The sequence below is a fragment of the Kribbella sp. NPDC055071 genome, assembly GCF_053608045.1.
On record NZ_JBSGUS010000033.1, the window covers coordinates 14,266 to 35,798 of the forward strand.

General features: G+C 68.0%; 24 protein-coding genes. 13 read left to right on the plus strand and 11 right to left on the minus strand.

What is annotated here, in order from left to right; all coding sequences use genetic code 11:
- Positions 1-16 precede the first annotated feature (16 nt).
- Positions 17-1,549 (minus strand): amidohydrolase family protein, encoded by a 1,533-nt coding sequence (locus ACWF4Z_RS34855; protein ID WP_452247475.1) that lies wholly within the window; start codon positions 1,547-1,549, stop codon positions 17-19.
- A 143-nt stretch (positions 1,550-1,692) separates the two neighbouring features.
- Between ACWF4Z_RS34855 and ACWF4Z_RS34860 the strand changes: the two genes are divergently transcribed.
- The 3 genes from ACWF4Z_RS34860 to ACWF4Z_RS34870 are packed head-to-tail and all read left to right on the plus strand — an operon-like array spanning position 1,693 to position 5,324.
- Positions 1,693-3,063 (plus strand): outer membrane protein assembly factor BamB family protein, encoded by a 1,371-nt coding sequence (locus ACWF4Z_RS34860; RefSeq protein WP_452247476.1) that lies wholly within the window; start codon positions 1,693-1,695, stop codon positions 3,061-3,063.
- A 36-nt stretch (positions 3,064-3,099) separates the two neighbouring features.
- On the plus strand, positions 3,100-4,572 hold the full coding sequence (gene miaB / locus ACWF4Z_RS34865) for a tRNA (N6-isopentenyl adenosine(37)-C2)-methylthiotransferase MiaB (protein WP_452247477.1): 1,473 nt from the start codon (positions 3,100-3,102) through the stop codon (positions 4,570-4,572).
- Positions 4,573-4,595: 23 nt separating this feature from the next.
- Positions 4,596-5,324: a phosphotransferase gene (locus ACWF4Z_RS34870; RefSeq protein ID WP_452247478.1), complete on the plus strand. Its 729-nt coding sequence runs from the start codon at positions 4,596-4,598 to the stop codon at positions 5,322-5,324.
- Positions 5,325-5,415: 91 nt separating this feature from the next.
- Here the strand turns inward: ACWF4Z_RS34870 and ACWF4Z_RS34875 are convergent, their stop codons facing one another.
- The 4 genes from ACWF4Z_RS34875 to ACWF4Z_RS34890 all read right to left on the minus strand — a co-directional run bounded on the left by ACWF4Z_RS34875 (position 5,416) and on the right by ACWF4Z_RS34890 (position 8,783).
- Complete coding sequence (locus tag ACWF4Z_RS34875) at positions 5,416-7,299, minus strand: LamG-like jellyroll fold domain-containing protein (RefSeq protein ID WP_452247479.1); 1,884 nt, start codon at positions 7,297-7,299, stop codon at positions 5,416-5,418.
- Positions 7,300-7,376: 77 nt separating this feature from the next.
- The gene (locus ACWF4Z_RS34880; RefSeq protein WP_452247480.1) at positions 7,377-7,829 is read right to left on the minus strand and encodes an NUDIX hydrolase; all 453 of its coding nucleotides are present in this window, start codon (positions 7,827-7,829) and stop codon (positions 7,377-7,379) included.
- Positions 7,830-8,082: 253 nt separating this feature from the next.
- Positions 8,083-8,400: a hypothetical protein gene (locus tag ACWF4Z_RS34885; RefSeq protein WP_452247481.1), complete on the minus strand. Its 318-nt coding sequence runs from the start codon at positions 8,398-8,400 to the stop codon at positions 8,083-8,085.
- Positions 8,397-8,783 carry a MerR family transcriptional regulator gene (locus ACWF4Z_RS34890; RefSeq protein ID WP_452247482.1) on the minus strand — a complete coding sequence of 129 codons (387 nt, stop codon included), beginning with the start codon at positions 8,781-8,783 and terminating at the stop codon, positions 8,397-8,399. The genes ACWF4Z_RS34885 and ACWF4Z_RS34890 overlap by 4 nt, the downstream gene beginning before the upstream one ends.
- Positions 8,784-8,830: 47 nt before the next feature.
- Here ACWF4Z_RS34890 and ACWF4Z_RS34895 point away from each other — a divergent pair, with 47 nt between their 5' ends.
- On the plus strand, positions 8,831-9,688 hold the full coding sequence (locus ACWF4Z_RS34895) for an aminoglycoside phosphotransferase family protein (protein WP_452247483.1): 858 nt from the start codon (positions 8,831-8,833) through the stop codon (positions 9,686-9,688).
- Here the strand turns inward: ACWF4Z_RS34895 and ACWF4Z_RS34900 are convergent.
- Positions 9,685-10,095, minus strand: a complete 411-nt coding sequence (locus ACWF4Z_RS34900) for a Rid family hydrolase (protein ID WP_452247484.1) — start codon at positions 10,093-10,095, stop codon at positions 9,685-9,687. The genes ACWF4Z_RS34895 and ACWF4Z_RS34900 overlap by 4 nt on opposite strands.
- Positions 10,092-10,880, minus strand: coding sequence for an NAD(P)-dependent oxidoreductase (locus ACWF4Z_RS34905; protein ID WP_452247485.1), 789 nt, complete (start codon positions 10,878-10,880; stop codon positions 10,092-10,094). Before ACWF4Z_RS34905 ends, ACWF4Z_RS34900 begins: the two co-directional genes overlap by 4 nt.
- 80 nt (positions 10,881-10,960) lie before the next feature.
- Here ACWF4Z_RS34905 and ACWF4Z_RS34910 point away from each other — a divergent pair, with 80 nt between their 5' ends.
- Positions 10,961-11,860, plus strand: a complete 900-nt coding sequence (locus tag ACWF4Z_RS34910) for a LysR family transcriptional regulator (RefSeq protein ID WP_452247486.1) — start codon at positions 10,961-10,963, stop codon at positions 11,858-11,860.
- 42 nt (positions 11,861-11,902) lie between these two features.
- On the opposite strand, the gene ACWF4Z_RS34915 is transcribed toward ACWF4Z_RS34910, so the two are convergent.
- A complete protein-coding gene (locus tag ACWF4Z_RS34915) occupies positions 11,903-12,142 on the minus strand; it encodes an antitoxin (RefSeq protein ID WP_452247487.1) in 240 nt (79 codons plus the stop codon).
- A 109-nt stretch (positions 12,143-12,251) separates the two neighbouring features.
- Positions 12,252-12,473: a hypothetical protein gene (locus ACWF4Z_RS34920; RefSeq protein ID WP_452247488.1), complete on the minus strand. Its 222-nt coding sequence runs from the start codon at positions 12,471-12,473 to the stop codon at positions 12,252-12,254.
- 121 nt (positions 12,474-12,594) lie between these two features.
- On the opposite strand from ACWF4Z_RS34920, the gene miaA reads away from it, so the two are divergent.
- From miaA to ggt, 4 genes are all read left to right on the plus strand, one after another.
- Positions 12,595-13,596 (plus strand): tRNA (adenosine(37)-N6)-dimethylallyltransferase MiaA, encoded by a 1,002-nt coding sequence (gene miaA / locus ACWF4Z_RS34925; protein ID WP_452247489.1) that lies wholly within the window; start codon positions 12,595-12,597, stop codon positions 13,594-13,596.
- Complete coding sequence (locus tag ACWF4Z_RS34930) at positions 13,583-14,098, plus strand: sigma-70 family RNA polymerase sigma factor (protein WP_452247490.1); 516 nt, start codon at positions 13,583-13,585, stop codon at positions 14,096-14,098. The genes miaA and ACWF4Z_RS34930 overlap by 14 nt, the downstream gene beginning before the upstream one ends.
- A gap of 7 nt (positions 14,099-14,105) precedes the next feature.
- Positions 14,106-14,801: a hypothetical protein gene (locus tag ACWF4Z_RS34935; protein WP_452247491.1), complete on the plus strand. Its 696-nt coding sequence runs from the start codon at positions 14,106-14,108 to the stop codon at positions 14,799-14,801.
- 92 nt (positions 14,802-14,893) lie between these two features.
- Positions 14,894-16,705 carry a gamma-glutamyltransferase gene (gene ggt, locus ACWF4Z_RS34940; RefSeq protein WP_452247492.1) on the plus strand — a complete coding sequence of 604 codons (1,812 nt, stop codon included), beginning with the start codon at positions 14,894-14,896 and terminating at the stop codon, positions 16,703-16,705.
- Here ggt and ACWF4Z_RS34945 read toward each other — a convergent pair whose 3' ends face one another.
- Positions 16,706-17,776, minus strand: a complete 1,071-nt coding sequence (locus ACWF4Z_RS34945; protein WP_452247493.1) for a M20/M25/M40 family metallo-hydrolase — start codon at positions 17,774-17,776, stop codon at positions 16,706-16,708.
- Between the two features lie 67 nt (positions 17,777-17,843).
- Here ACWF4Z_RS34945 and ACWF4Z_RS34950 point away from each other — a divergent pair, with 67 nt between their 5' ends.
- From ACWF4Z_RS34950 to menC, 3 genes are read left to right on the plus strand one after another with little or no spacing between them, the layout of a single operon-like run.
- Positions 17,844-18,500, plus strand: a complete 657-nt coding sequence (locus ACWF4Z_RS34950) for a GNAT family N-acetyltransferase (RefSeq protein WP_452247494.1) — start codon at positions 17,844-17,846, stop codon at positions 18,498-18,500.
- Positions 18,493-19,137: a MurR/RpiR family transcriptional regulator gene (locus ACWF4Z_RS34955; protein ID WP_452247495.1), complete on the plus strand. Its 645-nt coding sequence runs from the start codon at positions 18,493-18,495 to the stop codon at positions 19,135-19,137. Before ACWF4Z_RS34950 ends, ACWF4Z_RS34955 begins: the two co-directional genes overlap by 8 nt.
- On the plus strand, positions 19,127-20,236 hold the full coding sequence (menC, locus tag ACWF4Z_RS34960; protein ID WP_452247496.1) for an o-succinylbenzoate synthase: 1,110 nt from the start codon (positions 19,127-19,129) through the stop codon (positions 20,234-20,236). Before ACWF4Z_RS34955 ends, menC begins: the two co-directional genes overlap by 11 nt.
- A gap of 144 nt (positions 20,237-20,380) precedes the next feature.
- Here menC and ACWF4Z_RS34965 read toward each other — a convergent pair whose 3' ends face one another.
- Positions 20,381-20,644 carry a hypothetical protein gene (locus tag ACWF4Z_RS34965; protein WP_452247497.1) on the minus strand — a complete coding sequence of 88 codons (264 nt, stop codon included), beginning with the start codon at positions 20,642-20,644 and terminating at the stop codon, positions 20,381-20,383.
- A 23-nt stretch (positions 20,645-20,667) separates the two neighbouring features.
- Here ACWF4Z_RS34965 and dapF point away from each other — a divergent pair, with 23 nt between their 5' ends.
- A complete protein-coding gene (gene dapF, locus ACWF4Z_RS34970; protein ID WP_452247498.1) occupies positions 20,668-21,510 on the plus strand; it encodes a diaminopimelate epimerase in 843 nt (280 codons plus the stop codon).
- Positions 21,511-21,533: the final 23 nt, after the last annotated feature.

The window sequence follows — 21,533 nt, forward strand, 5'->3', positions numbered from 1 at the left end:
TTCGAGTCTTGGGGTCCTAGTGGGACGGCTTGCTGCCGCAGCAGCCGCCGGCGGCGATGGTTGCCGCGGTCGGCGGCTGCTTGACCACGGTCTCGACGTCGGCGAGCATCTGCCGGCGTTGCGCGGGGGAGATGACCCGGCCGCGGGTGACCACGGCGTGGATCGTGCGGCTGTTGCGGATATCCGTCAGCGGGTCCGCGTCGAGGACGACGAGGTCCGCGATCTTCCGCGGTTCCACCGACCCGAGGTCGGCTGACATTCCCAGGAACTTGGCCGGCTCGAGAGTGGCGGCGTACAGGGCCTGGCGCGTGGTGGCGCCGGCGCTGACCAGGTGCTCGAGCTCGTCGTGCAGCGCGAAGCCGGGCACGCTGTACGGCGTTCCCGTGTCGGTGCCGGCCAGGATCGGCACGTCGTGGGCGATGAGCTCGCGGACGAAGCGTTGCCGCCAGGCCCACATCTGGTGCTGGTGCGAGATCTCCTCGGCGGTGCGGTTGGCGCCGTACAGGTTCGCGATGACGTAGTCGTAGGTGCCGATCATGTCCTCGCTCATGTACTTCGTCAGCGCCGGGTCGAGCCGGGTGTAGTCGATCTGGTCGAGCACGTTGTGCATGGTCAGGGTCGGCGTGACCCGGGTGTTGTTGCGGCGCAGGGTGCCGAAGACGTCGGCGGCGAGCGCCGGGCTGTAGGTGTTGGCGGCGATCCACTCGATCGGGTGCATCTGCCGGAACCAGCTGTTGTAGTCGCCGGTGTTCACGCTGATGGCGCGCACCATCCGGCGTACCTCGGCTTCCCGGGTGGATACCGACAGGCCGAGCGAGTGGATGTGCTCGATGCTGCGCTGGCCGGCCTTGCTGACCTCCTTCGAGCTGATCGAGTCCGGGCCGTGACCGTGCACGGTGAGGCCGAGCTTGCGGGCCTCGTCGAGGATGGCGACGTACGACTCGCGGTTGAGGCGCGAGTAGACCTTCACGAAGTCGGCGCCTTCGGCCTTGACCTGCCGTACGGCGGCTCGCGCGACCGATGCATCGCGCACGACCAGGACCTGCAGCAGGTTGGGGTCCCACAGGGTCGGGTCGCCGTCGATGATCTGGCTGGCGACGATCATCCGCGGCCCGAGGAGAGTGCCGGCGTTGATCCGATCGCGCCAGTCGTACAGCATCGAGTTGCTGGCAGCCATCTCGCGGACCGTGGTCAGGCCGTTGGCCAGATAGAGCGGTGGCGACACCCGGTCGTCGCCGAGGCTGTGGACATGCATGTCGGCGAGTCCGGGGATGACGAACTTCCCGGTCAGGTCGAGCTCGACGGCGCCACGCGGAACCGGCAATCGGCCGACGCCGACGATCCGCTCACCACTGATCAGCACGGTCTGGTTCCGGTTGCGGTGGCCGGTGGCGACGTCGATCACGGTCGCGTTGACGAGAGCGGTGAGCTGACCACCGGGCTTCAGAGCGCCGGTGGCGCTCGCGGTAGTGGCTGAGAAGGAGCCGCCGGCGATGACTGCGGCGCCGGCTGCGGTACGGGCAAGAAACTGTCGACGAGAACTGTTCATGGGTTCCAGTGTTCTGCCGATGAGCTCGTCGAGCAGGGGGCGCACATCCCCTTTCGAGGTGGAGTTAACTCTCCTACCCGGCACCTTTAAGCGGCTGCTTAACAGCGGCGGTCGGGACCCTCTGGCTACCTACTGTCATTGCCATGAAGCCCCGATCCGTCGACCGCAAACAGTTGTCCTGGCTCATTGTCGTGGCGGCGGTGGTCGTGTTGGCCGTGGCGGTCGTCGTACCGAAGGTTGTGCTTGACGCGCAACTGGAGTCGGGGACGCGCTGGACGAGTGCGCTGGCGGACAAGGACGTGGATTATCCGGGGATCGAGTCCTGGGTGGTGGGCGACCGGATCTACGTGGCCAGCGAGCAGGTACCGATGCGGTCGTACGAGCGGGCGACGGGCCGGGTGATTGCGACGTACCCGACGGCCCGATCCAATCGAGGGGCCGTCACGGCCGATGGTTCGGTGATCGGCTGGGTGACCGCCGACCCCGAAGACAACGTGAAGCCCTCGGTCACCCTCTACGCGCCGGACGGGCACGTGCGCTGGACGAAGCCGTTCGCGGGGATCGCGATGTCCACCAGCTTGGAGTCCTGGACGCCGGTGGTTGCCGCGGCTGCCGGTCTCGTCGTACTCGCGGATTGCCGTGACCCCCACGGTGAGCCGTACGGAGCGTGCACCTGGACCGGTATCGATGAGGCGGGAAAGACGGTGTGGAGCCAGCAGGACGACGGGTCGGCTCGTGGCGGCGTTTCCAACACGCTGCTCTTCAACCGAACCCGTCCGCTGCTTCCGTCGGTCTTTCTCGGCATCCACACCACGAAGGGCGGCGATGAGTACGTGGTCCGGTCCGCCGCGGACGGGCGCGAACAGCTACGCCACCCCCATCAGATCCTGGGCAGTTCCGGCACGGTGGGAGATCTCGTGGTGTTCGCCGAGGACTCCGGCGGCTGCCGGTTGCTCGGGTACCGAGGTGGCAAGCAGGCGTTCAGTACCCAGGGCATGCCGTGTTTGACGGAGGACGGCCGTGATTGGGCCGGGCGCCTGCGCATCATCGGCGATCGCGCCTATCTCGATGACATCGCGGGTAACGGGCGGACGGTCAGCCTGACGGACGGAAGCTGGCGGGTAGTGACCGGAGTGTCATCATCCGGGGCGGACGATGCACCGACCGCGGTCGGCGCCGATGTGATCGTCCAGCACGACGGCCGGAAGATCACGGCGACCGATGCGGGCAGCGGCGAGGTGCTGTGGACGAGGAAGTTCGCCGGGAAGGTGCTGGGGGTCGTAGTGGACAACGGCGGCGTCCTGGTCCAGAGCGAGCCCGCGAGCCATAACCCATTCCTGTTCAAGCAGGACGAATACAGTCGCCTGACCACGCTCGACTCCCGAACGGGCCGCATCACCGGCCGCTTGCTGACCCACGGCGGCAACCCGGTGCGCTGCCGGTCGATCGCGCCGGGCCAGAGCATCGTGATCCCGTTCGACCTCCGCTCGGTATCGCTGCTCGGCGCATTCTGAGCCTGGTGCGGTGAGGACGTACTCTTGGTGGCTGTTATGCGTACTTATGAGGTCCGCACCTACGGGTGTCAGATGAATGTCCACGACTCCGAGCGCCTGCGAGGGCTGCTGGAGGACGCTGGGTATGTCCGCGCGCCCGAGGGCGACGAGGCCGACGTGGTCGTCTTCAACACGTGCGCGGTCCGGGAGAACGCCGACAACAAGCTGTACGGCAACCTCGGCCACCTGGCGCCGGTGAAGGCGCGCAAGCCCGGCATGCAGATCGCCGTGGGTGGATGCCTGGCGCAGAAGGACAAGGCGTCCATCACCAAGAAGGCGCCGTGGGTCGACGTCGTGTTCGGCACCCACAACATCGGGTCGCTGCCGGTGCTGCTGGAGCGGGCCCGGGTGCAGGAGGAGTCTCAGGTCGAGATCCTCGAGTCGCTGGACGTGTTCCCGTCCACGCTCCCGACCCGGCGCGAATCGCCGTACTCGGCCTGGGTCTCGGTGAGCGTCGGCTGTAACAACACCTGCACATTCTGCATCGTGCCGGCGCTGCGCGGCCGGGAGAAGGACCGCCGTCCGGGCGACGTCCTGGCCGAGGTCGAGGCGCTGGTCGGTGAGGGTGTCCTCGAGATCACCCTGCTCGGTCAGAACGTGAACTCGTACGGCGTGGAGTTCGGCGACCGTTATGCGTTCTCGAAGCTGCTGCGGGCGTGCGGTGGGATCGACGGTCTGGAGCGGGTCCGGTTCACCTCGCCACATCCGCGTGACTTCACCGCGGACGTGATCGAGGCGATGGCCGAGACGCCGAATGTGATGCACTCGCTGCACATGCCGCTGCAGTCCGGCTCGGACGCTGTTCTCAAGGCGATGCGGCGTTCTTACCGCCGGGACCGGTACCTGAAGATCATCGAGGACGTCCGGGCCGCGATGCCGGACGCGGCGATCACGACCGACATCATCGTCGGATTCCCCGGGGAGACCGAGGAGGACTTCCAGGGCACGCTCGACGTGGTCCGGCAGGCCCGGTTCGCGGGTGCGTTCACCTTCCAGTACTCCAAGCGTCCTGGCACGCCGGCCGAGTCGATGGAGAATCAGGTGCCGCGCGACGTCGTACAGGATCGGTACGAGCGTTTGGTCGCACTGCAGGACGAGCTGGCGTGGGACGAGAACAAGTTGCTCGTCGGGCGGTCGCTCGAGGTGTTGGTTGCCGAGGGCGAGGGTCGGAAGGACGCGGCCACGCATCGCCTGAGCGGTCGCGCTCGTGACAATCGGCTCGTCCACTTCGCGCTGCCCGAGGGTGTCGAGAGGCCGCGACCGGGTGACCTGGCAACGGTCGAGGTCACATACGCGGCGCCGCACCACCTGGTCGCGGACGTTTTCGGTTCGGTACGACGCTCCCGCGCCGGCGACGCGTGGGAACGCGCGCAGGACGCCCCGCTCGAGGCACCTGGCGTGATGCTGGGGATGCCGACCATCGGGGCCAAGCCGCTGGAGCCCGCAGTGGGTGGCTGCCAGGTCGGATGACGGCCGAGGGGGAGGGAACACCCATGGGGTCAGAGGGGCTTGGGGCTCGGTTGGGGCGGGCCAGTGCGGACGTCACTCAGCGGACTTCGCCGTACCTGCCGCCGGGCGCGAAGCCGTTCGCGTTCGGGCGGGATGCGGACGTCTACGCGATCGACGACGAGTGGGTGCTGCGGCGGTACCGCGACGGATATCCGGTGCGGGACGAAGGCGACTTCATGCGCTGGGTGGCGAAGTACGACTACCCGGTGCCGGCGGTGCGCGACATCGACGGACCGGACATGGTGCTGCAGCGGCTGAACGGGCCGACCCTCGCGGATGCGGCGATCGCCGGCGACTTCACTGCCGCCGAGCTCGGCGAGATCCATGCCGACCTGCATCGGCGGCTGCAGGCAATCCCGGCTCCCAGCGGCACCCCGGGGCTGGTCGTCGTCCACGGTGATCTGCACCCGTTGAACGTGATCGCCACCGCGGACGGCCCGGTCGTGATCGACTGGCGTAACGCGGTCGAGGGTACGGCGGAGTTCGACGTTGCGATGACCGCGATCATCTTCGCGCAGGTCGTACTCGATCCGTCGTTCGCGGACCTGTCGCCGTTGCTCCGCGAGGCACTGGGTGTCTACCTGGCCGAGTCGATCGATCCGTCAGCTGGGTTGGCGGATGCGCTGGCCGAGCGCGGGCGCAACGTCACGCTGAGCCCGGAGGAGCTGGCCCTGCTCCCAGCACAGGAATCGCTGATCCTTTCGCACCTTTGATACTGCGACCCTTGTGCCGGTCAGGTTGTGGGGACCTCGGACATCTCCTGATATGTCCGAGGCCCCCACGCCTTGTCCCCAGTCCCCAGTCTCAGGCGTTCAGGAACTGTGACGGCTTGAGCGCGCGGGTGACGATCCGCAGCTCACCGATGTTGCCGCCGAAGCCCTGGTCGATCGCGTTGGCGTAGTGACCGGCGCCGACGAGCCACGGCTTGCCGGCTGTGGCCAGGCCGTTCGACGGGGTGGCCGGGTTACGGAGCAGCTCCGAGGAGTCGACGTACAGGGTGCTGCGCTTGCCGTCGTTCACGATCGCCAGGTGGAACCAGCGGCCGGCAACCAGCTCGTGGCCCCAGTTCGTGAAGGTGTCGTTGCGGTTCGCCGGGTACACGGCCCACTGCATTTCGCGCCCACCGGAGAAGCCGAGCTTGACCGTCGGCTCGTCCGGGTCGCTGCCGGTCTTGCCCGCGTCCCGCCCGCTGCCCAGCCGGCAGAGCAATCCCTCCCAGGAGTGGTCCTGCCCGTCGTCGGCCAGCTTCACGAACGCCTCGATCGTGTAGCCCTTCGCAAACGTCATCGCGTTCAGCGGTGCGGTGTCCACGGTCTGGAGGTAGCCGCCGCGGGCCGGGTTCTTGCCGCCCGGGAAGAGCCAGCTCGCGTGCCCCGGCTGGTCCGGGTGGTACTCCGCCGAGACACTCGGCGAGTCGCCGCCGAGTTGCTTGCGGAGCAGGTCGTTGCCCTGACCGGACTGGTCCTTCACCGTGTCCGTGACCGGTCCGTCGAAGCGCCAGTACGCCGCCGTACCGGGAATGACGAGCTGCTTGGCCGGACGGGCCGGGCGGACCGCGACCGGAGCGAACTTCTTGAACCGCTCGTCGAAGTCGATCGGGATGCCGAACCGGTTGACGTCGCTGGTCAGCTCGATCTCACCCTCGGCGAGCTCGTTGCGCCGGGCCGGATCCTGGCCCATGATCCACGGCGAGATCGTCTCGACGTCGATCGTGTTCCGGGCCAGGTCGAAGTGGTACAGCCGGACCATGCCCGATCCGCCGTAGAACCGGTCCTGGTAGTTCGTGATGTGCAGGTGTACGTCGTTCCCGGCCGCGTTCTTCTGGGTGGTCCGGCCGGGTGGCCAGTAGTGCCCGTTCATCGTGAGGAAGATCTGGTCGTTGTCCTTGATCAGCTGGTCCCAGACCCGGTTGCCGTGATCGCTGAAGTAGGCGACCCCGTCCGGGCCGTCGGCACCCACGATCTCGTGCGTGGTCAGGATGACCGGCAGCTTCGGGTGCGCCGCGATCACCGCGCGGGCCCAGGCGAAGCTCGCGTCGGACGGCCGCCAATCCATTGCCAGCAGCAACCACTGCCGCCCGGCCGCCCGGAACACGTGGTAGGAGTTGTAGCCGTTCTCGGTCGATCCGCCGTACGTCGGCATCCAGCGGAACCGTCGCGGGCTGAACGTGTCGAGGTACGGCGACGGGCCGCGGGAGTCGTCCTTCGACCCGTCGATGTCGTGGTTGCCGGCCAGCACCGAGTACGGGAACCGGGCCCGGTCGAGGATCTTGAAGACCGGGTCGGCCTGGGCGAACTCGCTCGCCAGCGCGTTCTGCACCACGTCACCGAGGTGCGCGATGAACACGATGTTCTGCTCGCTGCGCTGGTCGATCAGGTACTCGAACGTCGCACTCAGCGGAGCGGGGTCACCCCGATCCTCGTCGAACTGGTACTGCGTGTCCGGCACGATCGCCAGCGTGAACCGTGGGTGCTCGGGATCGATCCGTCCCGCCGTGCCGTAGTTCGAGCCGGTGCTCGACGTTCCGGTGTTTGACGTTCCGGTGCTCGACGCGGCTGCTTCGCCTGGGTTGAGCACACCGGGGGCGATCACCGCACCCGCGCCGAGTGCGCCCACCTGCAGGAGCCGCCGTCGGCTCGTTCCGTCCTGCTGCTGTTCCATCGCCGCCTCCACATGCTTCGCTGACACCGCAGCGACTCTAGAGCCGGTCACCCCAGCGGCCGGTGAACGGCAGAAGAACCCTCCGCGAGGGTGAGAAGGCCGACTCAGTCGAAGCCCATCGCGATCACGGCCGGTAGACCATCGCCGTACAGCCCCGCGAGCACCGTCGCCTCGTGCGGCACCACCGGATCCGGCAACTCGTCCAGCGGGAACCAGCCCAGCCCCTCGGCCTTGTCCGGCTCCATCACCCGAGGCTCACCCGACCACCGCGTCGTCGTGAAGAAGAAGTCCACCCGCTCGTCGATCGGATCCCCGTTCCCGCCGGTCCGATGCAATGCGGTCACCGGGACGAGATCCTTCGGGTCGATCTCCACCCCAACCTCTTCCCGCACCTCCCGCACAGCCGCCGCCAACGCCGACTCACCCCGCTCCACGTGCCCCGCCGGCACCGCCCAAAACCCATCCATGTACCCGGTGTTGGCCCGCAGCAACATCAACACCTCATCCCCCCGCCGCAACACCACATAAGCCGCCGGCACCACCCAAAACCGATCCATCCCCAGACCCTAACCACCCCCACAGACAAACCTCCGGCGGCTCCTGTCCCACGCAAGCGCCGTCGCCACCGACGCGCGTGGTGGGCTTGGGGGTGGCGCCCGCCCGCGGTTGCCCGCTTTGGGCGACTTTGTGCACCGTGTCCGTACGGCGACTCACCCTGCGTACGGATCTGGTGCACAAAGTGGGCCTGGTGCCGGGCGCCGGTTGGCCGGCGTCGTGGGGGGCGGGGGTGGGGGTGGTGCTTGGGGGTAGCTAGGGGGTGGTGGGGTGGGGTGTGGTTAGGGCGGTGCGTAGTTGGGTGGTGGTGGGGATCGGGGTGAGTTGGCCGGTGGGGGCTCGGTAGAGGCGGCAGGACAGGGAGGGGGTGGGGTTGTCGGGGGAGGCGAAGGGGTCGGTGCCGTCGACGAGGAGGGTTGGGGAGCCGGTCATGCCTGACGCCAGTGCCTCGGCGTCGGTGGTGATTTCGTGGGTGGTGACTGGGAGGTCGGTGACCTTGGCGAGGCGGTCGAGAAGGGGTGCGAGGTTGGGGCAGCCGGGCACGTGCAGGACCTCGAGGCGCGGAGCGTTCATCCGAGGGCCTCGAGGAGGGCGCAGGTGCGGCTGGTGGGAGGTAGGTCGCAGGTGTCGATCAGGTCGGCTAGGGAGTCGCGCATTCGTTGCAGGTCGGCGATCCGGCTGTCCAGGTCGGCCTTGCGGTGTTCCGCGAGTACGCGGGCTGTGTCGCACGCGTCCGGCCCGCCGTTGCTGAGATGTAGCAGCTCCGCGACCTCGTCGAGGGTGAATCCGAGCTCCTGCGCACGCTTGATAAATCGGAGTAACTCCACAGCGTTGCTCGGGTAGTCTCGGTACCCGCCGTTCGTCCGCGGCGGCCGCTCGAGCAGCCCGCGGCGTTCGTAGTACCGCAGCGTCTCGGTGTTGACCCCAGCCCGCCCCGCGAGTTCGCCAGTTCGCATGCCCCCATCGTGAACCCCGGACCCAACTACAGAGTCAAGGGTGACCGATGTGGAGTGAAGTACAGCCGCCGTCGTCGGCCGAGGTGAGCGCCGCCTTCGGTGTCGCCGTGGAAGAATTGCGGGCACATCCGGGTGGGTTCGAGGCTGACGCGTTTAGCGACGGACGCTGGTTTGTGAAGCTCTGGCGGCAGGAGCCTGACAGCGACGCCGCACTGGCGCTCACCGCTGAGCTGGCGGATCGAGGAATCCTCGTCCCGGCGGCACAACGAGCCCTCGACGGCTCGTACACCGCCGAGTACCTCGGCCGCCGCTACGCGGTGTTTCCGTACGTCGAGGGCCGCCAAGCAACCTGGAACGACGCGAACGAGCTCGCGCGGGCGATGCGCGCCGTCCATGAGATCGACGATCTGATCCTGCCCCGCACCGAGATCCACGAGGGGTGGATCGACGCGCTGCGGGATCGGCGCGACCACCCGTGGATCCGTGCCTGGCGCGACGAGATCCTGGCCGCTGTCGACCGGCTCGAAGCGGCGATCGAGAAGGCCCGCGCGACCGACGTACCTCACGTCGTCTGCCACCGCGACCTGTTCCCGCACAACGTTCTCGTCGATCGCGACGGTCGGGTCGTAGCGCTGTTGGACTGGGGTCACACAGTGCTGGCACCGCGCGAACACGACCTGTTCATGGGGTTGTGCGGACCTGATCCGGTCCGCTTCCTGCGCGCCTACCAGGCGGAAGGTCTCAACTTCACCCACCTCGAGTACGCCCGCCTCGCCCGATCCCTGCGCGACCTCGCCGCACGCGTCTGCGGCGAGGTCGACCAGGAAGGCATCAAGACCTGGGGAATCGACGGCCTGCGCCGAGCAGACGCCGACCTCGACCTGGCCCGCCCGTTCTGCGCCTAGCTACTGGTTATCGCGGTGAGCTCGACTTCGAGGACTGCTCCGGGGAGGAAGAGGCGGGAGACTTCGAGGGTGGTGCTGGCCGGGGGTGGGGTCACTCCGTGGAACACCTTGCCTCGGACTGCGCCGTACGCCGGGAGGTCGTCGAGGTTGGTCATGAACGTTCGGATGTGTACGACGTCGCCGAATCCCGCACCGTGTGCCGCGAGGAGACCGCCGATGACCTCGAAGATGCGCTCGCTCTGGGCACCGGCGTCGCCGGGTGCGACGACCTCGCCGGCGTCGTCCACGGCGACCTGGCCGGCGAGGATCAGGAGTGCGCCGCCGTTGATGTTGATGCGGGCGACGTTGGCGAAGCGATCGGCGAACGGCGCGGCGACCGACGCAGGGTTGTCGAGAGTGAGTTTCATGAGGTCTCCAAGGGGATCAATGCGCTGACATCGGCGCTGGGGTCGATTGCAGCGTCGAGAAGTTGCAGGGTGGCCTGAGCGACCGGTGCCTCAGCTGAGACCGTGCGCAAGGCGAGCCGAGCATCCTTACCGGCCAGCGAGAGAGCGAAGCGGGCATCCGTGCGACCGGCTCGTTGAAGGGCGCCGCTCAGCGGTCCGCCGGCAAGTACCTCGATGGCCACCGCCCGATCGACGCCAAGACCGTCTGACACCGCCAACGTGTCGTGGAGCGCGCCGAGGGCGGTGAGCATCGCGGTATTGACCACGAGCTTGAGCGCGGACGCGGCGCCGACCGGACCGCAGTCGCGCACGGTGCCGAGGTCCTTCAGCAGCGAAGGGCCGTTGCCCGCGGCAAAGATCATCAGAGTCCCGGTCTCGGCCGCACCCACACTGCCGGCGAACGGAGCGTCGACGTACGAGATCGACGGAGGCACTCGGGCAGCAAGAGCGCGGGTCTCGTCGGGTCCGATCGTGGACATCTGCGCGAGCGTCGCACCCGCCCGCATCGCCGTGACCGCGCCTCCCTCGAACAGGGCGCTCTCCACAGCCTCCGCATCGGTGAGTACGACGATCACCACCTCGGCATCGCGAACCGCCGAAGCCGGCGTCTCCGCTACGACCGCACCCAGCCCGGAAGCCTTGGCCGGAGTCCGGTTCCAGACCACGACCCGATGCCCAGTCGCCATCAGTCTCCGCGTGATCGCGGCTCCCATGAATCCGGTCCCGAGGACCGCGATGTCTGCCATGACCGCAACGATAGGAAGGCGAGCTGCCATGCCACAAATGAATGTCTGGCATGACTGAAATGCGCGAGTAGCATGCCAGTGTGGATACGCAACTGCTGGAGATCTTCCGTACGGTCGCACGCTACGGATCGATCACCACCGCGGCCAGGCAGCTGAACTTCACCCAGTCGGCCGTCTCCCGTCAGATCGCCGCACTGGAGACGGAGCTGGGCGTCCGCATCGTTGACCGGCTGCCGCGCGGGGTAGCGCTGACGGAGGAAGGTCGGACGCTCCTGAGCCATGCGGAAGCGGTCCTCGACCGGCTCGCTGCTGCCGGCCGAGACCTGGACGCGCTGAAAGGGCTCGGCAGCGGGCGAGTGCGCGTGGGTGCGTTCCCGACCGCGGTCGCAGCCCTGGTGCCACGAGCGATCGCGTCGTTCCGCCAAGCTCATCCAGACGTCGCGGTCTCGTTGGTCGAGGGCCTGACTCCTGGCCTGCTGGAGCACCTGATCACCGGTGACGCCGATGTGGCCGTTGTCAGCTCAGCGCCGGCCAAGGACCTCAATCGGACTCGCTTCGAGCTGCACCACCTGGTCGATGAGCGGCTGATGGTGGCGGTGCCGCGCGATCACCGGCTTGCGCGCCGGCGCACTGTGCGGCTCCGGGAGTTGGCCGACGACGCCTTCGTCGTCGGTTCGGCGACCGCGGAGGAGACCCTGCTCCGGGCCAGCCTTCCGAGCGGATTTCAGCCGAAGATCGACATCGTTGCGGCCGAGTGGACCGGGAAGCTCGGCTGTGTCGCCGCCGGCCTCGGCGTGGCCCTCGTCCCCGCCCTCGCCTTACGCGGCAAACCGGCCGACATCGCGTTGCTGCACCTGCATGCCGACGACCAGTCGGTCCGGCAGGTGTACGCCGCGACCGTCGCCGGCCGCAGCCTCCCACCGGCCGTGGCGGGTCTCATCGATCACCTCGACGCAACTGTCAAAGGTCTGCAGACCTGACGAAGGGCCGCAAGCGAGGCTTGCGGCCCTTCGGTGTGGCGCTCAGGCGGGCTTGTTGTCGGGGATGTCGTCGTTCTGGCCGTCGAGGCCGTCCAGGCCGTCCTTGGCCTTGTCGACACCCTGGTCGATCTTGTCGCCGTACTTGCCGCCCGTCTTGTCGTCGACGAAGTCGCCGGCCTTGTCCAGTCCTTGGCCGACCTTGTCGCCGTGCTGGTCGACGAGGTCCTCGGCCTTGTCCTTCAGGTCCTCGGCCTTGCCCTTGAACTTGTCGAAGATGCCCATCTCGGGGCTCCCATTCCTGCGTAGTTGAGTGCTAACAGACAGCTAGCGAGGATCTTCGCATCTGCGCGACTCGAACTGTGGGATCTCCGCGAGCGCCATGCGGGCGGTCTCAGGAGCCGTCGCCCGTGGGCTCCGACTCTACGTCACCGCCGCTGTCGGTACCTTCGTCGCCGTCGAACTCGACGTCACCGCCGGAGTCGGACTCCACATCGGCGCTGAACTCGACGTCGCCCCCACTCTTCGACTCGACGTCACCGCCGCTCTTGAACTCGACGTCACCGCCGCTCTTGGCCGCGAACTCGTCGGACTCTTCCTCGAACGGAGTAGTCACAGGTTTCCTCCCGTAGAAAATTGTCGAACGGGAGCGTGTCTACCGAACATTCAGGGTCATCCACAAGGCGGGCCGGACCCTCTTGGCGCACTCTTCATGAGACCCCTGTCAGACTGGGCCGGTGGCCGAACCACTCGTCGTCGCGGTCGTCGGCCCCACCGCGGCCGGTAAGTCCGACCTGTCCGTTGCCCTGTGCAAGCGGCTGGGCGGTGAGGTGGGCGGTGAGCTGGGCGGTGAGGTGGTGAACGCCGACGCGATGCAGGTCTACCGCGGGATGGACATCGGTACGGCGAAGATCAGTCCGGCCGAACGCGACGGCGTACCGCATCACCTGCTCGACGTCCTCGACGTGACCGAGACCGCGACCGTCGCCGAGTTCCAGCAACTCGCCCGGGCCGCGATCGACGACTGCGTCACCCGTGGCAGGGTCCCTGTGCTGGCCGGCGGGTCCGCGCTGTACATCCGCGCGATCCTCGACGACTTCGTCTTCCCGGGCACCGACGCGACGGTCCGGGCGAGGCTGGAAGGTGAGCTGGCGGCCGAGGGCTCGGGCGCGCTGCACGAGAAGCTCGCAGCGATAGACCCGAAGGCCGCGGAGCAGATCCTGCCCAGCAACGGCCGGCGGATCGTCCGGGCGCTCGAGGTCATCGAGATCACCGGCGGCCCGTACGTCGCCACCCTGCCCGCGCATCGCTACGTCTATCCAGGCGTGGTTCAGCTCGGTCTCGACGTACCGCGGCCCGAGTTGGACGAGCGGATCGGGCGCCGGGTGGACCGGATGTTCGACGCGGGTTTCGTCGACGAGGTGCGAGGTCTGCTCAACAACGGTTTGATTGAGGGGAAGACGGCCAACCGGGCGCTCGGGTACTCGCAGGTGATCGCGTTGCTGAACGGTGAGATCGACGAGGTGGAGGCGCGGGAGCGAACCGCGCAGGCCACGCGACGGTTCGCGCGCCGGCAGGACTCGTGGTTCCGTAAGGACCCACGCATCACTTGGCTCCCGTACAACGATCCCGACCTGCTGGACAAGGCAATCCAGGCCATAGCCGAAGGCAACCGACGCGGGCCGCTTGACGTAGTTGGGATGAAAGAAGGCCTGGGGGCCGTAGATGCGAGGGGGTGACCGTGAGGCTGAGTTCCGCGAGTACCTGCTCGCGGACCGCACCCGACTGATGCGTACGGCGCTCCTGCTCACCGCGGGAGACCGGTACACCGCGGAGGATCTGGTGCAGACCGCCTGCACCCGGGTGTACGTGCACTGGCACCGGATCACGCACGAAGGCGCCGGGCCGTACGCGCATCGCATCCTCGTCAACGCGTTCCTGGACGAGCGCCGCCGGGCCGGCCGCCACCCCGAGGTGGTGACCGCGGAGACGCTCGAACCGCGGTTGTCCGACGACGCGGATCCCGCCGACACCCTGGCCGTTCGCGGGGCGTTGCTCGATCTCGCGCCGCGGCAGCGGGCCGTGCTGGTGCTGCGGTATTTCCAGGATCTCGACGTGGCGACCTGCGCGAAGATCCTGGACTGCACCGAGGGGACCGTGAAAAGCCAAACGGCAAAAGCTTTGAAACGTTTGAAAGACCTGATGACCGAGGAAACGGATCGTACGACGGGGAGTAGTTGAGAACACCGTGGATGAAGTCAAGAGGCTCTTGGAGGGGTTCGTCGACACAGCGGCCGACGGACTTCCGGAGGCTGACATCGAGGCCGACGTCGCCCGCGGCCGGCGCGCGCTGCGCCGGATCAAGCGACGGCGCCGGGTGACCGGCGTGCTGTGCGTCGCCGCCGTATCGGCCGCCGTCCTCGCGATCGGCAATCAGGTGAAGTGGTGGGGGACCGGCAGCACCGAGGTCGCCGGTGGAGCGACCGACAGCGACACGGCGCCGGCGAGCACCGCGCCGGCGACGACGGCGTCTTCGGCACCCGCATCCGGCGAGACGATGTCGATGTTCGGCGCGTCCGTGACCGAGCTGGTGGCGAACAAGCGCTCCTGGACCGCGATCACCTGCGCCCTCGCACCGAAGGGCTGGAGCCCGGAGACCCCGATCACCGGCGGCCGCGTCGTCCTCTCGCAACCGCAGATGCGGACCACCGCCGACACCGCAGCCAAGGTCGTGCTGCAGGCGACCCCGCAGGCCCGCAGCCTGAGCGCGGTCCGGGTCAGCCAGGGTGCCGGCAAGATCTTCCACATCGGCACCCTCGACGGCCGCTTGACCGGACAGGTGAAGCTCGCGGACCAGTGGCTGTTGGTGGAGCTCCCGACCGGCACCGTCGACTGGCCCGACGACGTCCTGCGTCGCTTCATGGACTCCTGCACGGTCAACTGACGCTCCCGCACGGTGAGTTAAGACTGGCGCGAAGCCCGTTGGTGGGATAGCAAGGGGCTTGTCCCTGTCGCCGACGCCCCGCGGGAGTACTGGTGAAGAAGCTGGTCGCATCGCTGTCTGCAGGTGCCCTTGTTCTGGCTGGTCTGAGTACGAGCGCCGCCGCGAGCCCACCGAAGCCACCGGTGAAGAACCCGACCGCGATCGGGTTCGGGGGAGCGGTTGCCTCGGTCGACGCGGACGCGACCGCCGCGGGGCTCGGTGTACTGCGACGTGGCGGCAACGCGGTCGACGCAGCCGTCGCAACCGCGGCCGCTCTCGGCGTGACCGAGCCGTACTCGGCGGGAATCGGCGGCGGCGGGTATTTCGTCTACTACAACGCCAAGACCCACAAGGTCGCCACGATCGACGGTCGCGAGACCGCGCCGGCGACGATGCCGTCGGACGCCTTCATCGACCCGAAGACCGGCAAGCCCTACAACTTCACGCCGGAGCTCGTCACGTCCGGTGTGTCGGTCGGCATCCCCGGCACGCTGGCCACCTGGGACTCGGCCCTGCGTCAGTGGGGTTCGTTGTCGCTGAAGAAGGCACTCACGCCGGCCGCCGACCTCGCCGATCGCGGTTTCGTGGTGGACAACACGTTCAACCTCCAGACGCAGGAGAACAAGGCGCGCTTCGCGGCGATCGTGCCGACCGCCAAGCTGTTCCTGCCCGGCGGTGACGCGCCGAAGATCGGCACGGTCTTCAAGAATCCGGAGCTGGCCGACACCTACCGGATGCTCGGCCAGAAGGGCGTCTCGGCCTTCTACAGCGGTGCGCTCGGCAATGAGATCGCGGCCACCGTGAAGAACCCGCCGAAGACCGCAACCGCCACGCTGCCGGTGATGCCCGGATACCTGACCACCAACGACCTCAAGGCCTACAAGCCGTTGGACCGTGTCCCGACGAAGGTCCGGTACGACGGCCTGGACGTCTACGGAATGGCACCGTCCTCATCCGGCGGTACGGCGGTCGGCGAGGCGCTCAACATCCTTCAGCCGAAGCACCTCAAGCAGCTCAGCACGACGGACTACCTGCACAACTATCTCGAGGCATCCGCGCTGGCGTTCGCGGACCGAGCGGCGTACGTCGGTGATCCTGCCTTCGTGAACGTGCCGACCAAGGAACTGACCTCGCGTGGCTTCGGCGCCGAACGCTCCTGCCAGATCAACCCGGACAAGGCGGCCGTCAAGCCGGTGCCGGCTGGATCGCCGGACGGCGACTACCAGCACTGTGCGCAGGGTGCCGCGACCACGCAGCGGCCGGACACCGAGGGCAAGTCGACGACGCACCTGGTCACCGCGGACAAGTGGGGCAACGTCGTCTCGTACACGCTGACGATCGAGCAGACCGGTGGCAGCGGCATCACCGTTCCCGGTCGCGGGTTCATCCTGAACAACGAGCTGACCGACTTCTCCGCGGTCTACGACCCCGCCGACCCGAACCGGATCCAGCCGGGCAAGCGGCCGCGGTCGTCGATCTCGCCGACGATCGTGCTGCGGGGCGGTAAGCCGTACCTCGCGCTCGGTTCGCCGGGTGGGTCGACCATCATCACGACGGTTCTGCAGACGCTGACGAACCGGCTCGACCGCGGCATGACCCTGCCAGAGGCGATCGCCGCACCGCGCGCGTCCCAGCGCAACACCGCGTCCGTGACGGCCGAGCAGTCGTTCATCGACAAGTACGGCGCCGCCCTGGGGACGTACGGCCATACCTTCACGCCGGCCGGGGCTCCCGGGACCTCGGCGGCCGAGATCGGTGCCCTCGAGGGGTTGGAATTCCTACCCGGCGGCGCGATCCTCGCAGCGGCCGAACCGACCCGTCGCGGCGGCGGATCGGCGGCGACCGTCAAACAGCTGTGGCCATAATCAGAGCGACAGGATGATGGCGGCGACCAGGTCGGCTCGTTCGGCCAGGCTCGCCGCGATCACCTGCTCGTGGACGGCATGGGCGCCTTGACCCACCGGCCCCAAGCCGTCCAGGGTCGGCACGCCCAGCCAGCCGGTCAGATTCGTGTCGGCGGCGCCGGAAGCCGCCGCGCCCCCAACCTTCTGACCAATCGATCGCCCGGCCGCAACGACCTTCGCCAACAGCTCGTCAGTACCGGCAGACGGCTCCCAAGCCGGTCGGCTGGACATCACCCGCACCTCCAACTCGGCACCCGCACGCACAGCCGACAGGTCCGTCACGGCACCAAGCACCGCCCGCTCGGTCTGCGGATCAACGAACCGGAACCCGATATCCGCCGCGGCAGACCCTGGTACGACGTTCGTCCGCCCGCCGCCCGTGATCGTGCCGACGTTGCACAGGACGTCGTCGTACCGGTCGACCACCGCGCGGACCGCGATCAGCTGATCGACCAGCTCGTCGATCGCCGACACCCCACTGTCCGGGTCGAGCGCGGCGTGCGCCTCCCGGCCGGTGACCTCGACCCGGACGCGCGTGCTGCCCCAACGAGAGGTCTTCAGATCCCCGTTCGGATGCGGCGGCTCGAGCCCGAACGCGGCGAACACCCCCGCCGACTCGGAGGTGACAAGCTCACGTGCCGACGGCGAACCGACCTCCTCATCGGCGACCACCACAACCCGCACCGGTCGATGGTCCAGCGTGCGCACCCGAGCGAGCGCTGTCTCGAGGACGACCAGTCCGCCCTTCATGTCGAACACCCCGGGGCCATGAATCACCCCATCCTGCGAACGCCAGGTCAGCTGCCCGACCGGCCAGACCGTGTCGTGATGCCCGAGGAACAGCAGCGGCGCAGCACCAGCACGACCGGGGAAGTCCGCGACCACATGGTCGCCGGTCGGTGCCACCACTCGCCGCGTGGTGCCGCCGAGCTCGTCGTACCGCTGCACCAGGCGGTCGGCGAACGCGTTCAGCGCCTGGGCGTCGCCGGTCGGGGTCTCGTGCTCGACGTACTCCCGCAGGCGGTCGATCATGATAGTCAACGTATCACTATCCGCTTGGCTGTTGACTAGGCTGAGACCGGCGGGATGTACTCAGGATATGAATCGTATCCTCGAAGCCGGCCACGGCTTCAGGGCAGTCTCGCTGACCACTCAGGCACGGTACGCCGAAGCCGCCGTGCTGTATCGCGAGGTGTTCGACTACCAGGACCCCGACTATGCGCTCAATCCCCGGCTGCTCGGCGCATTGACGAGCAACGGCGGTTCGGTGGTCGGCGTGCTCGATGCGGACGATCGGCTCGTCGCCTTCGCCTACGGCTTCTGCGGGACCGACCGGCGCGGGTATTACCACTACTCGCAGTCGGCCGTCGTCGCTGTCGACCGACAGGGGCAGGGCCTCGGGCGGATGCTCAAGCAGGCGCAGCGAGAAGTTGCCCTCAGCCACGGGATGACGCGGATGCGCTGGACCTACGACCCCTTCCAGGTGCGCAACGCGCACTTCAATCTGGATGTCCTCGGCGCCCGCGGCCGCTGGTACGCGCCGGACATGTACGGGCCGGGCGGCGACCGCCTGGTCGTCGAATGGGACCTGACCCGTGAGCCCGCTCCCTGTGAAGAGGTCGCCGAGCTGCCGGTGAACGACGACTTGCGGCGCGGCTTCATGGAGTTGCTGGACAAAGGTCTGGCCGCCATCTCCTGCCGCCAGTTGCCGGACGGGACCGCGGCCTACTACTTCGGGTCGGTGGCGAATGCCTGACGACCCGCGCAATCGCGAGCTCGCCAGCCCACCCGAGCGGTACGACGCCCGCCTGCAGAGGCGCTCGTCGACGGTCCTGCAGCGTCGCGTGGTGGAGCAGGAGCGGGCCACGATCGAGGAAGCCCTCGACCTGATCGGCGCCGACGGCTCGATCGCGGAGGCGGCCGCGCGGATCGTGGCGGCCCGTCGCCGCTTCATCATCGGCTCGGCGAAGTCGTTCTCGTACGCGTCGCTGCTGGCCTTCGACCTCGGTGTCGGGCTGTCCCAGGTCACGCTGATCGACGGCACGGTCGTGCGCGGTGTCGACGTACTGTCCGATGTCCGGCCGAACGACCTGATGGTCGCGTTCTCGTTCCGTCGCTATCGCCGCGACACGGTCGAGATCGCGCGCCGATTCACCGAGGCCGGTGGTGAGCTCGTCGCCGTGACGGACTTCGAGGATGCGCCGTTGGCCAAGCTCGCCGACCAGTGCATCTACGTGGCCACCGGGAGCGCGTCGTACGTCGACTCTCCGACCGTCGTCGCGTCCGTGCTGCATGTGCTGGCGACCCTGACCACCGCGAGCGCGAAGGGCGCCCGGCGGCGACTGGTCGAACGCGACCGGCTGAACACCGAGCTGGGCTTGTATGTCAGCTGAGTTGAAGATTGCGGCTGCCCGGCTGCATCGGGTCCGGATGCCGCTGGTGCACGAGTTCCAGACCAGCTCGCATCGAAAGACGTTCCTCGATCACATCCTGGTCGAGCTCGAGGATGCGTCGGGTGCGGTCGGCTGGGGCGAGATCGCTTCGCCATCGGATCCCTACTACGCGCCGGAAACCGTCGAGACCTGCTGGCACATCGCCGACCAGTACCTGTTGCCCGGGATCATCGGCCGGGTGTGGGAGCGGCCCGAAGACATCGCCCAGACCTGGGCGAAGGTCCGCGGCCATCACTTCGCCAAGGCGGGCGTGGATGTGGCTGCCTGGGTCTTGTGGTCCCAGATCCACGGGGTCTCACTCGCGAACGCCCTCGGCGGGACGAGGACCGAGGTCACCGCCGGCGTCTCGCTGGGGATCGAGCCGACGATCGACGCGCTGCTCACCGAGGTCGAACGGCAGACGGCGGCCGGGTGTCCGCGGGTGAAGCTGAAGATCGCGCCGGGCTGGGATGTCGAACCGGTCCGGGCCGTGCGCTCGGCGTACCCGAAGCTGGAGCTGCAGGTCGATGCCAACGGCATCTATACCGAGGCGAGAGCCCTGCAGGCGTTGGACGAATTCGGACTGGCGATGATCGAGCAGCCGTTCGCGCCGCGTGATCTGCTGGCGCATGCGCGGCTCCAGCGGTCGATCTCGACGCCGGTGTGTCTGGACGAGAGCATCGAGACGCTCGACGATCTGGAGACGGCGCTGTCGCTCGGGGCCTTACAAGTGCTGAATATCAAGGTGTCGCGGATGGGCGGGCTGACCGCCGCCCGCGCCGCACACGACCGGGCGCGGGCGGCGGATATCCCCGTCTGGTGTGGCGGGATGCACGAGTTCGGCGTCGGCCGGGCGGTGAACGTCGCTGTCTCCAGCCTCCCCGGGTTCACCCTCCCATCGGATGTGTCCGCCTCGGAGAAGTACTACGCCCGGGACATCGTCGAACCCGCCGTCGTGGCCGTCCAGGGCGTCGTACAGGTGCCCACGGCAACTGGGCTGGGGCATCTCGTCGACGCGGACCTGATCGCGGCGAACACCGTGGCCGTCCGGTCCTACTGACCAGACCAGCTGCAGGGAATCCGTGAGACCTTCCGGTGTGAAGGTAGTCGATGCCACGGGCAACATTATCGCGCCCGCTTCGATGGAGCTTGGCTCACACCCGGGTCTCAGTCTGCACTCAACACTGCCCTTACAACGTTGAACCTACTGTTGTTTGAAGCGCTTCGGCTCGCTGGGCAACGGGGGAGGCGACGCGGCAGGCTCATCCACGGTCGGCTCGAGCCATCCGTCGTACTCGGCCAGCAGCTCGTCGACCTCTTTCGGGTCGGCATCGTGCAGTACGACGACCCACGGATGGTCCTCGTCGTCGTCCTCACCATGGAATCGGCCGCGCCGCACCTCACCGCCCAGCCGCGCTACGACCGCCGAGGCGTCCTCACGCTCCCAGAAGTAGGCAATGAGCTCCACGACGCACACCGTACCCTTCTGCCATGAGCACGTTTCCCTGGTTGAAGGGGCACGGCACGGAGAACGACTTCGTGGTGCTGCCCGACCCCGACGGTTCGGTCCACGGGGACCTGGATGCCGCGCTGGTGCGCTTCCTCTGCGATCGCCACGCGGGTCTCGGTGCGGACGGCGTTCTGCGGGTGATCCAGGGCGACCGGCAGTCGTACGTCGAGGACGGCGGCGACTGGTTCATGGACTACCGCAATGCGGACGGTTCGATCGCGGAGATGTGCGGGAACGGCGTGCGCGTGTTCGTCCGCTACCTGGCCGAGGCCGGGTTGATCGGTTCCAAGCCGGTCCGCGTCGGGACCCGGGCCGGCGTCAAGGACGTCGTACAGAACGACGACGGCACGCTGACCGTGGATATGGGTGAGCCGACGCTCCCCGGGCCGGCCGGCATCGTCGTGGACGCGAACGGGCACCAGTGGCCGGCCGTGCACGTGGACATGGGCAATCCGCACGCTGTCGCCTTCGTGGACGACCTACGTGAGCCCGGCAACCTCTGTGACCAGCCCACCTGGTCACCACAGGATGCCTTCCCCCACGGCGTCAACATCGAGTTCGTCGTACGACGGGGGCCCGGCGACGTCCAGATGCGGGTCCACGAGCGCGGATCGGGGGAGACGCGGTCCTGCGGGACCGGGACGTGTGCCGTGACCGTGGCGGCCGCCCGGGCTGCCCGGGACGGGCTTCCGGTCACCTATCGGGTCGGCGTACCAGGCGGTGAAGTCAGCGTGACGTGGCGTGCGGACAACCATCTGGAGCTGACCGGGCCGGCCGTTCTGCACGCTCGCGGTGAGTTCGATCGCGCCTGGCTCCCCGCCTGAACGGGGAATTCGGGTAGTGCGTG